Annotated in this window: 9 protein-coding genes and 1 riboswitch; of the genes, 3 read left to right on the forward strand and 6 right to left on the reverse strand. The window is 63.6% G+C overall.

What is annotated here, in order from left to right:
• Positions 1-5: 5 nt before the first annotated feature.
• On the reverse strand, positions 6-491 hold the full coding sequence (locus GTP44_RS01955) for an asparaginase domain-containing protein (RefSeq protein WP_160988262.1): 486 nt from the start codon (positions 489-491) through the stop codon (positions 6-8).
• A gap of 105 nt (positions 492-596) precedes the next feature.
• Between GTP44_RS01955 and GTP44_RS01960 the strand changes: the two genes are divergently transcribed.
• Positions 597-1,364: an L-asparaginase gene (locus tag GTP44_RS01960; protein WP_160988261.1), complete on the forward strand. Its 768-nt coding sequence runs from the start codon at positions 597-599 to the stop codon at positions 1,362-1,364.
• Here the strand turns inward: GTP44_RS01960 and GTP44_RS01965 are convergent.
• Positions 1,327-2,325, reverse strand: a complete 999-nt coding sequence (locus tag GTP44_RS01965) for a D-2-hydroxyacid dehydrogenase family protein (protein WP_161018076.1) — start codon at positions 2,323-2,325, stop codon at positions 1,327-1,329. The genes GTP44_RS01960 and GTP44_RS01965 overlap by 38 nt on opposite strands.
• A 283-nt stretch (positions 2,326-2,608) precedes the next feature.
• Here GTP44_RS01965 and GTP44_RS01970 point away from each other — a divergent pair, with 283 nt between their 5' ends.
• Entirely contained in the window at positions 2,609-4,471 is a 1,863-nt protein-coding gene (locus GTP44_RS01970) for a phosphoenolpyruvate carboxykinase (GTP) (protein ID WP_161018077.1), read from the forward strand.
• Between the two features lie 81 nt (positions 4,472-4,552).
• Here the strand turns inward: GTP44_RS01970 and GTP44_RS01975 are convergent, their stop codons facing one another.
• A complete protein-coding gene (locus GTP44_RS01975; RefSeq protein ID WP_161018078.1) occupies positions 4,553-6,535 on the reverse strand; it encodes a S8 family peptidase in 1,983 nt (660 codons plus the stop codon).
• 298 nt (positions 6,536-6,833) lie between these two features.
• Here GTP44_RS01975 and GTP44_RS01980 point away from each other — a divergent pair, with 298 nt between their 5' ends.
• The gene (locus GTP44_RS01980) at positions 6,834-8,627 is read left to right on the forward strand and encodes a DUF885 domain-containing protein (protein ID WP_161018079.1); all 1,794 of its coding nucleotides are present in this window, start codon (positions 6,834-6,836) and stop codon (positions 8,625-8,627) included.
• 5 nt (positions 8,628-8,632) lie between these two features.
• Here the strand turns inward: GTP44_RS01980 and GTP44_RS01985 are convergent, their stop codons facing one another.
• From GTP44_RS01985 to cobA, 3 genes are all read right to left on the reverse strand, one after another.
• The gene (locus GTP44_RS01985; RefSeq protein WP_161018080.1) at positions 8,633-9,496 is read right to left on the reverse strand and encodes a hypothetical protein; all 864 of its coding nucleotides are present in this window, start codon (positions 9,494-9,496) and stop codon (positions 8,633-8,635) included.
• Positions 9,497-9,509: 13 nt separating this feature from the next.
• Complete coding sequence (gene uvrA / locus GTP44_RS01990) at positions 9,510-12,356, reverse strand: excinuclease ABC subunit UvrA (RefSeq protein WP_160988256.1); 2,847 nt, start codon at positions 12,354-12,356, stop codon at positions 9,510-9,512.
• 127 nt (positions 12,357-12,483) lie between these two features.
• On the reverse strand, positions 12,484-13,203 hold the full coding sequence (gene cobA, locus GTP44_RS01995; RefSeq protein WP_160988255.1) for a uroporphyrinogen-III C-methyltransferase: 720 nt from the start codon (positions 13,201-13,203) through the stop codon (positions 12,484-12,486).
• A gap of 60 nt (positions 13,204-13,263) precedes the next feature.
• A riboswitch (cobalamin riboswitch) is annotated at positions 13,264-13,454 on the forward strand.
• Positions 13,455-13,555 lie beyond the last annotated feature (101 nt).

Consider the following 13,555-nt stretch of genomic DNA (forward strand, 5'->3'; position numbering starts at 1 on the left):
CCGGTTCACAGCGGCTGGAAGACGCCGGCGGCCTTGTTTTTCTGGACGTTGTCCCAGGCGAAGATCTTGCCGTTCATGGCGACGTAGACGCCCGCCGGCAGCGTCTGCGCCACGCCGGCCGCGAAGCCGAGGTTGAACAGCGCGTCGGAGTTGGCGATTTCATACGGGATCATGGCGCCGGTCAGCACAATGGTCTTGCCCAGATTGGCCGGCCCCAGCACTTGCGCGGTCTGCGGCATCGTGTCGGTGCCGTGGATGATGACGATGGCTTGCTCCGCCGCGCCCTGGCACGCGCCCAGGATGCGCTGGCGGTCGGCGTCCGTCATGTCCAGCGAATCCATCAGCGGCAGCTGTTCCAGCGCCACGTCGATGGTCAGGCGGCAACGCTTGAGCAGGTCCGGCACGTGGCTGTCGGCGAAGCCCAGGGTACCGTTGAGTTCGTTGTAGTGTTTGTCGAAGGTGCCACCGGTGGCCAGGATGCGCAGGGTCATGATAAAAATCCAAGCTAACTGAAAGATCCGCATCATAACCCAAACGCCGCACTGGAAACTTCGGCGTACTATGTCTACACTGGTTTCTTTGTTCGCCCGCAGACTATGAAAGCGCTCGCTCCCGGCACCGTTATTTTCCACCGCCACCGTGGCTATGGCGTGATCACGACCGTCAATCTGCTGACCGGCTGGATCAGCGCCCGCTTCGGCAACGAGGCGCGCACGCTCGATCTGAACCTGTCCACCGACGAGGTCCAGTTCGCCGATGGCGAGGCCATCCTGTTCCGCCGCGCGCCGCCCGACCGCATGCCGCACGCGCGCCTGATGGCGGTGGTGCGTGCGCTGCACCAGGCCGGCTATCAGAAGTTGTATCTGTATGCGTGGCCCAAGCCGTCCGGCCTGCACTGGCGCTGGCATCTGTTCACAGGCCGGCGCGACTGGATGCAGCGCTCGTGGCGCGAGGGCTGGTATGGCTCCGGCGCCGACTACAACAGCAATCCGGTCATGGGCTGGGGCGACTCGCCCGGCGCCACCACCGAGGAACTGATCCATGCGCTGGCCAAATTCGACCCCCAGGGCCTGGCCCAGGCGCTGGGCCGCGACGAGGATCACACCGCCTGGTTCGCCAGCGTCTGCGACGCGCTGCTCCCCGGCTATATGTACAGCCTGGACATGCAGCGCCGCGACGGCGGCCCGCTGACCGAGATGCCGCCGGTGCCGGTGATCCCCGTGCGCGCCACGCTGCCGCCCTATGCCGGCCCGGTCATCACCTGGCCGCCTGGCTGGGCCGGCCTGTGGAGCAAGGTGCATGTGATGCCGGCGTCGCCGATCAATCTTACCGGCGAGCCTGACGCGCGTAGTCTGGATTATTGATGTTGGCCGGCGTGCCGTTCGCGAACTCCACCACGTTCTGGAAGGCGTGGCGGAAGTACAGCTCGTAGCTGTCCTGCTCGACGTAGCCGAGGTGCGGCGTCGCCAGCACGGTCGGCATGCGCAGCAACGGCGCATCGGCCGCCAGCGGCTCGGAGGTAAACACGTCGACTGCGGCGTAACCCGGCCGGCCTTTCTGCAGCGCCTGCTCCAGCGCCTCCGGCTCCACCAGCTCGGCCCGGCTGGTGTTGACCAGCAGCGCATCCGGCCGCATCTGCGCCAGGTCGGCGGCGGTGACGATGCCGCGGGTGGCGTCGTTCAGCCGCAGATGCAGGCTCAGCACATTGGCCTGCGCGAAGAACGCCTCGCGCGACGGCGCCGCCTCGTAGCCGTCGGCCACCGCCTTGTCGCGGCTGGCCTGGCTGCCCCACACCACTACCTGCATGCCGAAGGCGCGGCCATAGCCGGCCACCATCTGGCCGATCTTGCCGTAGCCCCAGATGCCCAGCGTGCGGCCCTTGAGCACAAAGCCCAGCCCGTTCAGCGCCGGGTTGATCGAGGCGGTCTGCCACAGCCCGTCCCGCAGGTTGTTCGCATACGGCACGATCTTGCGCGCCGCCGCCATGATCAGCGCCCAGGTCAGCTCGGCCGGCGCGGTCGGCGAGCCGACCCCTTCGGCGATGGCGATCCCCAGCTCGGTCGCGGCGGCCACATCGACGTGGCCGGCCAGCTTGCCGGTCTGCGAAATCAGCTTCAGGTTCGGCAGTTTCGACAGCAGCGCGCGGTTGAAGGCGGTGCGCTCGCGGATCAGCACCAGCGCCTCGTAGGGCTGTAGCCGGAGCGCCAGCTGGCCCAGTCCGCGGGTGCCGCTGTTGAACACTTTGACCTCGTGGCCGGCCAACAACGCCATGCAGTTCAAGCTGGCAGTTGCATTTTGGTAATCATCGAGAATGGCGATTTTCATGGGAGATGAACGATGTTTTAAGAAATTTCGTAGGGAAATAACAGCTTGCCGCAGCCGTCGAATAGCTTACTACGTTACTCAACAATTTCTCCTACATTTTTGTATGGAACCCCTATTGACGGGTGTACAATCGCCCGACAAACCAGAGCCCGACCACCAGATCCGGGCCCGCGCCACGACCGCCGTAACGACCGCCGACCCATTTCGAATGGACCTCTGAGCGCCTAGCCATAAGCTGACGACGATCTGCCGCCCCCTATTCTTTATTAGCATTGGAGGTACCATGAATCAGCCCTTGATGGGAGGCGTCGCGCCATTGAACGCCCCAGCTTACATCAAACAGCAAAAGCTTATCAATTGGGTCGCGGAAATCGCCGCCCTGACCAAGCCGGACCGCATCGTCTGGTGTGATGGCTCGCAGCAAGAGTACGACCGCCTGTGCGCCGAAATGGTGGCCGCCGGCACCATGAAAAAGCTGAACCAGGACAAGCGTCCGAACTCCTACCTGGCGTGTTCGGACCCGAGCGACGTCGCCCGTGTCGAAGACCGCACCTTCATCTGCTCGGCCACCAAGGAACAGGCCGGCCCGACCAACAACTGGATGGACCCGGCCGAGATGCGCGCCACGCTGCATCCGCTGTTCGACGGCTGCATGAGCGGCCGCACCATGTACGTGGTGCCGTTCTCGATGGGCCCGCTGGGTTCGCCGATCGCGCACATCGGCGTGGAACTGTCGGACTCGCCTTACGTGGCGGTCAATATGCGCACCATGACCCGCATGGGCAAGGCCGTCTATGACGTGCTGGGCACCGACGGCGAATTCGTGCCGTGCGTGCACACCGTCGGCGCGCCGCTGGCGGCCGGCCAGAAGGATGTGGCATGGCCGTGCAACCCGACCAAGTACATCGTGCACTATCCCGAGACGCGCGAAATCTGGTCCTTCGGTTCCGGCTACGGCGGCAACGCGCTGCTGGGCAAGAAATGCTTCGCGCTGCGCATCGCCTCCAATATGGGCTTCCAGGACGCCAAGGACGGCCATCCAGGCTGGCTGGCCGAGCACATGCTGATCCTCGGCGTGGAATCGCCGGAAGGCAAGAAGCACTATGTGGCGGCGGCATTCCCGTCGGCCTGCGGCAAGACCAACTTCGCCATGCTGATCCCGCCGGCAAGCTTCAAGGGCTGGAAGATCACCACCATCGGCGACGACATCGCCTGGATCAAGCCGGGCGCCGATGGCAAGCTGTACGCCATCAACCCGGAAGCCGGCTACTTCGGCGTGGCCCCTGGCACCAACGAAAAAACCAACTACAACTGCATGGCCTCGCTGCGCGAGAACACTATCTTCACCAACGTCGCGCTGACCGATGACGGCGACGTCTGGTGGGAAGGCCTGAGCAAGCCGGCGCCGCAGCACCTGATCGACTGGCAAGGCAAGGACTGGACGCCGGAATCGACCAGCAAGGCCGCCCACCCGAACGCCCGCTTCACCGTGCCGGCGACGCAAAATCCGGTGATCGACCCGGCCTGGGACGATCCGGCCGGCGTGCCGATCTCGGCCTTCATCTTCGGCGGCCGCCGTTCGACCACCGTGCCGCTGGTGACCGAGGCGCGCAACTGGGTGGAAGGCGTGTACATGGCCGCGACCATGGGCTCGGAAACCACCGCCGCCGCCGCCGGCCAGATGGGCGTCGTGCGCCGTGACCCGTTCGCGATGCTGCCGTTCATCGGCTACAACATGAGCGATTACTTCCAGCACTGGCTGAATCTGGGCGAGAAAGTCGGCAAGATCGACGGCGCCACGCTGCCGAAAATCTTCTGCGTCAACTGGTTCCGCACCGACGAGCAGGGCCACTTCGTGTGGCCTGGCTTCGGCGACAATATGCGTGTGCTGAAGTGGATGCTGGAACGCATCGAAGGCGAAGCCGGCGGCGTCGAAAACATTTTCGGCACCACCCCGCGCTTCGGCGACCTGAAGTGGGACGGCATCCCGTTCTCGCCGGAAGAGTTCGAAACGATCACCTCGATCGACAAGGACGCCTGGCGCGAAGAGCTGAAGCTGCACGACGAACTGTTCACCAAACTGGCTTACCACCTGCCGCAGGAACTGATCGCTGTGAAAGCAATGCTCGAACAGCGCCTGGCCTGACCGGCCGCGGCAAACGCATAAAAAAAACGGCGCGTAGTTTCTACGCGCCGTTTTTTTATCGCGGCGATGCCGCGATTGTTTTTACTGACCTGCGACCAACTGGGCGATGGTCGCGTCGACCGTCGCCTGGAAGGCGTTGACGTCGGTGCTGCCGTTCACCTGGGCCAGCATCGCCCGCACTTTCGTGACGGCGTTCAGACCGCTGTAGGCGGCGATTTCCGGCGCGAGATCGAGCGACTTGGTGAAGTTGACCGCGACCGTGCTTTTGTTGGTCACGCTGGCGCCGTCGCTGTTGTTGGGCGAGGCCGCCGCCAGGATGCTCAGCGCCGCTCTGCCGCGCGTCAGGCTACCGTTGTTGAGTGCGTTGACCCAAAACGCCAGCCCGGCCGCTTCCGGCGCCCGGTTGAACAGGTTTTTGTAGACCGCCGTCACAAAGGCGGTGTTGTCGCCGCCATACAAGGCGTTCGACTCGGCGCTGTTGCTGAAGTTGTCGAGCAGGGACTTCACGGTGGCATTGGTGGCGTACGCGTTCTCCAGGCCTACCGCGTCCTTGGGCGCGCCGGAGGATTTGAGGGCATCAGCGAACCAGTACAGTCCGCCTACGTCGGCGGCGCGTCCAAAGTAGGCCAGATAGATCTGTTGCGTCACGAAACGGTAGTCCGGATCGGGAATCAGGCCGCGCAGCGAGCCGGCCAGATCGAGCCGCGGCTTGCTCACGCCATTGCGCGGGTCGGTGATGGCGACGCCGCTGTTCAACAGGCGGGCAACGGTGTCGGACACGGTGTCGTTGGGCGCGGCATTGGCGCCGCGCAGCACGGCGATCGCCCCGGCCACATGCGGGGTCGCCTGCGACGTCCCGCTCATGCTCTGGCCGGCGGCCGTGACACTCACGCCCGGCGCCAGCAGCGTCACCAGATTGCTGCTGTTGGAGAAGCATGCGACGGTATTGGCGTTGGGCGCGGCGTCGTTGCAAACACCCCAATTGAGTGGTCCCTGGTAATTCACGTCGTAGTTCGCGCCGACCGCGACCGCGCCGGGCACGCACGCCGGGAAGGCGACGGCGTTGGTGTAACCGTTGTTGCCGGTGGCAACGACCGGCGAAATCCGCGCGGCGCGCAGACGCGCGAAGGCGTCGGCGAAGGCGGTACCGGTGACGGCGTCGCTGCAACTGGCCGTAAATTGCCCGATGCCGAAGCTCATGTTGGCGGCAACGATGTTGTACTGGTCGCGGTTGGCGATGGCCCAATCGATGCCGCGGCTGGCCGCCGCCAGATCGACCTGGGTGTCGTTGATCGAGATATCCAGCGAGGCGACCTTGGCGCCGCCGGCCACGGCCGCGACGATGCCCGCCACGTTGGTGCCGTGCGGCGTGACCTTGTAGGTGCCGGGGGTGCCGAATGGCACGGTGGCGACCACGCGGCAAGCGGCCGGCGCGCCGGCGCTGCTGCAGGAGCCAAAGGCCGGCTGCGCGATATTGGCGCCGCCGTCGAGCACGGCCACGGTGGTGCCGGCGCCACCGCGACCGGCCGTCACCGCGACCGGCTGGTGGATGCTAGGCAGGGTTTCCGCCGTGAACAAATTCATCTTGATGTTCTCGACCACCAGCTTGACGTCCGGGTGGTTCATCAGCGCCACCAGCGCGGCGCGGCTGTTGACCCGCGCCTGCGCCCAAGGCAGCGTGGTGTACTCATGGGTAAAAGCGACGTCGCTGGAGCTCAGATCGGCGCGGACCTTGGCGCGCGTGGCCTGATAGGCGGCTTTTTGCATGGACAGGCTTTCGGCCAGCGTACTGGCCACCGCGGCGCGGGCCGGGGCGCTATCTTTGAAGATGATGATGAAATCGTTGGTCTCGCTGTTAAGCAGGCGGTCCAGATGGTTGGTATCGGCTTTTTTCAAGGCGGCGCTCGACAGGCTGGCCTTGGCGGCGGCTTTGCTCAGCGTGGCGGCGGCGGTGCTGGGGCTGGTGCCAAATGGGCTGGTCAGCGGCGAACTCGATTGCGCATGGGCAAGGGAAGCCGCGACAAGGGAAAAGGCAAGGATAGACAGCGGATAGCTTGGTTTCATTGGTGATTCTTTCAAAAAAAATCGTAAATGTCCACGCCCGCACTAACCGGCCAACCGCAAAGCCGGCAATGCGACGAAGGGTATGACTTTTGTAATTGCAAAGCCGCAACAATTATATTGATATATTAGCAAAATGAGCAAGTTAACATTTTATTTTCGGTAATAATTTTTTTTTGATAATTGCCCAGTGGAGCGATGGCTAGCTGTTGCTTACATTGGAACAATGTCAACGCCCTGGCTGCCCGGCGTCTGCGGCTGAGGTACAGTGCAAGCTCGACATTTTTATGGATCGTCCGACATGACCCTGATCACCACCCGCCTTGGCGTCGCCAGCGCATTGCTGTTTTCGCTGCTGTTCGGTGCCGCCCTCGCCCAGACCACGGCCGCCGCTCCCGACCTGGAAGCACGCCGCGCGGCGCTCAACTCGCTGCTGAAGGAACAGTGGGACTACACCATGCGTACCAGCCCTGAATGGGCTTCGTTGATCGGCGACAAGCGCTTCAACGACCGCTTGTCGGACTTCTCGCAGGCCGGCATCGACGCCGACATCAAGGCCAGCGCGGAATTCCTCAAGCGCTTCGAGGCGGTGGACACCACCGGCTTCCCGCTGCAGGAACAGCTGAACCGCGAACTGATGCTGCGCCAGCTGCGCCAGAACCTCGACGGCGCCCGCTTCAAGGACTGGGAAATGCCGCTGGCGCAGAACTCCGGCGTGCATATCGACACGCCGATGATCGTCTCGGCGCTGTCGTTTGAAACGGTGAAGGATTACGACGACTACATCAAGCGCCTGCACGCGCTGCCCAAGCTGTTCGAGCAGACCCGCGTGCAGATGGAAAACGGCGTCAAGGACAAGCTGATGCCGCCGCGCTTCCTGATTCCGCAGATCGTCAAGCAGTGCGAGGACGTGGCGGCGATGAAGCCGGCCGATTCGCCTTACGCCGAGCCGCTGAAGAAATTCCCGAAAGCGTTTTCGGCCGCCGACAAGGCGCGCCTGAGCAAGGCGATTCTGGCGGCGGTGAAGAACGATGTGGCGCCGGCCTACAAGAAGCTGGCCGTCTACACCAAGACCAAATACCTGCCATATGGCCGCGCGGAAGTGGGCATGTGGTCGCTGCCGGATGGTGCGGCGCGCTACGCCTTCAAGGCCAAGGCTTCCACCACCACCGACATGACGCCGGAAGAGATCCATCAGCTTGGCCTGTCGGAAGTGGCGCGTATCGAAGGCCAGATGCTGGCGACGGCGCAAAAGCTGGGCTACAGCGATCTGAAAACCTTCAACCAGGCGCTGGCCGACAAACCCGAGCTGCATCCGACATCGCGCCAGCAGATCATCGACCTGTATCAGAAGTACACCGACCAGATGTACCTCCAACTGCCGGCGCAATTCGGCATCCTGCCCAAGGGGAAAGTGGAGATCAAGCCGGTGGAGGCGTTCCGCGAGAAGGGCGCGGCCGCCGCATCCTACATGCCGGGCTCCCCGGACGGCAAGCGCCCCGGCCGCGTGATGGTCAACACCGGCGATTTCGCCAAGCGTTCCACCATCAGCATTGAAACCACGGCGCTGCACGAGGGCGTACCGGGTCACCACATGCAACTGACCATTGCGCAGGAGATCAAGGGCCTGCCCGACTTCCGCCAGCAAGGCAACTACACCGCTTACGCCGAAGGCTGGGCGCTGTATTCCGAGCGGTTGGGCGAGGAGCTGGGCTTTTTCAAGGACCCGTACAACTACTACGGCCACCTGCAGGATGAAATGCTGCGCGCGATTCGCCTGGTGGTGGACACCGGCCTGCACGCCAAACAGTGGAAACGCCAGCAGGTGGTGGATTACTTCCACGACCATTCGGGCATCGAGGAAGTGGATGTGCAGAGCGAGACCGACCGCTACATCGTCTGGCCCGGCCAGGCGCTGGGCTACAAGATCGGCCAGCTGAAGATTCTCGAACTGCGCGACTACGCCCGCAAGGAACTGGGTGAGCGCTTCGACATCCGCGCCTTCCACGACCAGGTGCTGGGCGCCGGCGCGTTACCGATGGATGTGCTGGAGACCCACATCAAGCAGTGGGTGGCCGATCAGAAGAAGGCCTGACGCCCTTATCTCCGCAGGTCTATCTTCGTCACCCACCACGCGCGATTGCGGAAAGTGAAGTCCAGCGGCCCGATGCCAACCACCTTGCCATCGGCCGCCTGGATTTCACCGGACTTCGGCAGCGTGCCCAGGTCCGGATTGCGGTCGGCCAGCATGTCCAGCGCCTGCAACAAGCGCGGATCATCGCGCTTCAATGCGGCGCACACACCGTATTGATCGCATACCTGCAAAGGGAAATCGATGAAGCGCATGGCGCGGTCCAGCATATCCTCGCTGCCCAGATAGTTGAAGACCCAGCCCGCCGTATCGGCCAGGTCGCGCGCGCGGGCCAGTACCGCGTCGTTTTCCTGCTGCAGTTCCTCGCGCATCGAGCGGCCTTGCGAGAAGTGCATGTCGTCCACGCGCCAGCCCTTGTCCTCCTCAAACACCAGCGAATAGCGGATCTGGCGTTCGTAGGCCGGGCCCATGTCCGGATAGACGTTGAAGCTCGCCTCCACCGTGTTCTCGTCCATCCGCTCGACCTTGAAGCCGGAGCGCTCGAAGTCCAGGCTGGGCGGCACCTCCTGCGTATCGAGGAACACGTCGCCGTCGGCGCCATAGCCGCAGATATCGTCACCGCGCGACAGCGCGTAGCATAGCTGGCTGTTGGCGTCGACCAGTTCTTCCAGCCCTTTCGAGTAGAAGCTTCCCGCCGGCACCTGGCTGGCTTGCCGCTGGTCCGGCCGTGACAGATGGTCCTGATAGAACTCGGTGATCAAGTCGATCTGCTGCTGCTTTTGAGACCACTGCTTGTCCGCCATCAGCGCCACCATGGCGAAGGCTAATAAACAGACGCCCAATGGCAGCAAGCGTTTCTTGTTGAATTTCATGGCGAGTTCGCAGTTACTTCAACAGCGGCACCAGGTATTTGCCGGTGACGCTGGCGGTATTGGCCGCCACTTCCTCCGGCGAGCCGGTGGCGATGATCCGGCCGCCGCCGGCGCCGCCTTCCGGTCCCAGATCGACGATCCAGTCGGCGGTCTTGATCACATCCAGATTGTGCTCGATGATGACCAGGGTGTTGCCCTGGTCGCGCAGGCGGTGGATCACCTTCAGCAACAGGTCGATATCGTGGAAGTGCAGGCCGGTGGTCGGCTCGTCCAGGATGTACAGCGTGCGGCCGGTGTCGCGCTTGGACAGCTCCAGCGACAGCTTGACGCGCTGCGCCTCGCCGCCCGACAGCGTGGTCGCGCTCTGGCCCAGCTTGATGTAGCCAAGGCCCACGTCGAGCAGCGTATGCAGCTTGCGCGCGATCAGCGGTACCGGCTTGAAGAACTCGTGCGCGTCTTCGACCGTCATGTCGAGGATTTCGGTGATGTTCTTGCCCTTGTACTGCACTTCCAGCGTTTCGCGGTTATAGCGCTTGCCGTGGCAGACGTCGCACGGCACGTAGACGTCCGGCAGAAAGTGCATTTCCACTTTCAGCACGCCGTCGCCCTGGCAGGCTTCGCAGCGGCCGCCCTTGACGTTGAACGAGAATCGCCCGGCGCTGTAACCGCGTTCCTTCGCGGTCGGCACGGTGGCGAACAGTTCGCGGATCGGCGTGAACAAACCGGTGTAGGTCGCGGGATTGGAGCGCGGCGTGCGGCCGATCGGCGCCTGGTCGACCGAGATCACCTTGTCGAAGTGTTCCAGGCCGGAGATGGCGTCATGCGGCGCCGGCTCGGTCTGCGAACCGTACAGGTGGCGCGATAGCGCCGGGAACAGCGTGTCGTTGATCAGCGTCGATTTGCCGGACCCGGAAACGCCGGTCACGCAGGTCATCAGGCCGACTGGCAGTTGCAGGCTGACTTTTTTCAGGTTGTTGCCGGTGGCGCCGGTGATCACCAGCTGCTTGTCCGGATCGGCGACATGGCGCTGCTTCGGCACGTCGATCTTGCGCGCGCCGCTCAGGTACTGCGCGGTCAGCGACTTCTTGTTCTTCATGATGTCCTTCAGCGAGCCGGCGGCGATCACTTCGCCGCCATGCACGCCGGCGCCCGGTCCCATGTCGACCACATAGTCGGCGGTGCGGATCGCGTCTTCGTCGTGCTCCACCACCAGCACGCTGTTACCGATGTCGCGCAGGTGCTTCAGCGTGTCGATCAGGCGGTCGTTGTCGCGCTGGTGCAGGCCGATCGACGGTTCATCCAGCACGTACATCACGCCGGTCAGGCCGGAGCCGATCTGCGACGCCAGGCGGATACGCTGCGCCTCGCCGCCCGACAGCGTGTCGGCGCTGCGGTCCAGCGACAGGTAGTCCAGGCCCACGTTGTTGAGGAACTGCAGGCGCGAGATGATTTCCTTCACCACGCGGTCGGCGATTTCCTTCTTCGCGCCCTTCAGCTTCAGTTGCTCGAAGAAGGACAGCGTTTCGCGCAGCGGCTTTTCGGCGATCTCGTAGATCGCCCGTTCCTGCTTGCCGCTGCCGACCTTGACGTAGCGCGCCTCCACGCGCAGGCGCGCGCCCTCGCACGACGGGCACTTTTTCTCATTGATGAACTTCGCCAGTTCCTCTTTCACCGCCATCGAATCGGTTTCGCGGTAGCGGCGCGCCAGGTTGTTGACCACACCCTCAAAGGTATGTTCCTTGACCACGGTGCGGCCACGCTCATTGATGTAGGTGAACGGGATCGTGGTTTTGCCGGAGCCGTGCAGCACCGCGTCCTGCGCCGCCTTCGGCAGTTTTTCAAACGGCAGGTCCAGATCGAACTCGTAGAAGGCCGCCAGGTTGGACAGCATTGAGAAGTAGAACTGGTTGCGGCGATCCCACCCCTTCACCGCGCCGGAGGCCAAGGATAAATTCGGGAAGGCGACGATGCGCTTCGGATCGAAGAATTCGATATGGCCCAGGCCATCGCACTCCGGGCACGCGCCCATCGGGTTATTGAACGAGAACAGGCGCGGCTCCAGCTCCTGCAGCGAGTAGCCGCAGGTGTTGCAGGCGAACTTGTTGGAGTAGACGTGTTCCGTGCCGCTGTCCATTTCCAGCGCCACGGCGCGGCCATCGGCGAGGCGCAGCGCGGTCTCGAAGCTCTCGGCCAGGCGCTGCTTGATGTCGGCGCTGACCTTGATACGGTCGATCACCACATCGATGGTGTGCTTCTCGGTTTTCTTCAGCTTCGGCAGGTCATCCACTTCGTAGATTTTTGCCTCGTGCGTGCCGCTTTGCACGCGGAAGCGCACGAAGCCCTGCGCCTGCATCGCCTCGAACAGATCGACGTGCTCGCCCTTGCGGTTGGCCACCACCGGCGCCAGGATCATCAGCTTGGTGTCGGCCGGCAGGGCCAGCACCGCGTCCACCATCTGCGACACGGTCTGCGCGGCCAGCGCCTGGTCCGGGTGGTTGATGCAGTAGGGCGTGCCGACGCGCGCGTACAGCAGACGCAGATAGTCGTGAATCTCGGTCACGGTGCCGACCGTCGAACGCGGATTGTGCGAGGTGGCTTTCTGCTCGATCGAAATCGCCGGCGACAGGCCCTCGATCAGGTCCACATCCGGCTTTTCCATCAGCTGCAGGAACTGGCGGGCGTAGGCCGACAGCGATTCCACATAGCGGCGCTGGCCCTCGGCGTACAGCGTGTCGAACGCCAGCGACGACTTGCCGGAGCCGGACAGGCCGGTGATCACAATCAGCTTGTTGCGTGGCAGGTCAAGATTGATGTTTTTCAGGTTGTGCGTGCGTGCGCCGCGAATGCGGATCTGTTCCATGGGATTTTTTGGCCTTTAGAGTCAACCCGACACTATAGCCGGGTTTGAATTCCCGCGCCGGACGCTGGATGGATCGTGCAGACGGCGCGCTACACTGTATATAATACCAGTATTTTCTTGCGCCGCTTCAACTCGCCTGTTGCGGGCGTTGCTGCAATGCTTCACCGATCATCACCAGCACCGGGCCCTGGGCGTCATCCAGGCCGTTGGCCAGGCCGGTCAGTGTCAAACGCACAATGCGCTGGTCGGCGCGGCTGCAGTTTTCCACCACCACCACCGGCAAGTCCGGACGGCGGCCTTCGGCCAGCAGGCGCGCGGCGGTGGCGGCGGCTTCGCGCCCGCCCATGTACTGCACCAGGGTGTCGGTTGCCGGCAGCGCGGGATGATCCGGCTCGCCGGGCGCGGTGCTGGAGGTGAAAAAGGCAACGCTGCGCGCGATGCCGCGACGGGTCAGCGGCTGCTTGGTGGCCGCCGCCGCCGCCAGCGCGGTGGTGACGCCGGGGACGACTTCGACCTCGATGCCCTCCGCCTCCAGCGCGCGCAGCTCCTCGTCGGCGCGGCCGAACAGCATCGGGTCGCCCCCTTTGAGGCGCACCACCCGCTGATAGCGCCTGGCGCATTCGACCAGTTGCTGATTGATGACGGTTTGCGCGGTCGAGCGCTGGCCGGAGCGCTTGCCGACCGAAATCAGCGTCGCCTGCGCACACAGGGCCAGCATCTCCGGCGTGACCAGCGCGTCGTACAGCACCACTTCGGCCTCGCCCAGCAGACGCGCCCCGCGCATGGTGATCAGGTCCACTGCTCCCGGTCCCGCTCCGATCAAATACACTTTACCCAGCGCCGTCATACCTATCCTTTTTTACGTTACAAGACACATGATACCGGCTTGGCACGCATTTGGGGCTAGTGTAAGATGCGATCCTTGGGTGCGCCGAATCCTTCAGGGATGGCGTTAAACGGGAAACCGGTTCAATTCCGGTGCAGCCCCCGCTGCTGTAAGCCAGACAACTCCGTCATCACGTCACTGCGAAAAATCGCGGGAAGACACGGAGAAGGATGAAGGCGAGCCAGAATACCGGCCCAAAGAGTCAGCATCATTCCCGGGTTGGGGAAGCCGCTGTCGACCGGCTCTCTGCATCTTCTCCCGTCGACCGTCCTTCTTCTCGCCCGCCTGATGTCCGTATAGACCATTCGACGGG

Origin of the sequence: Duganella lactea (genome assembly GCF_009857505.1) — a bacterium.
Taxonomy (GTDB): Bacteria; Pseudomonadota; Gammaproteobacteria; order Burkholderiales; family Burkholderiaceae_D; genus Rugamonas; species Rugamonas lactea.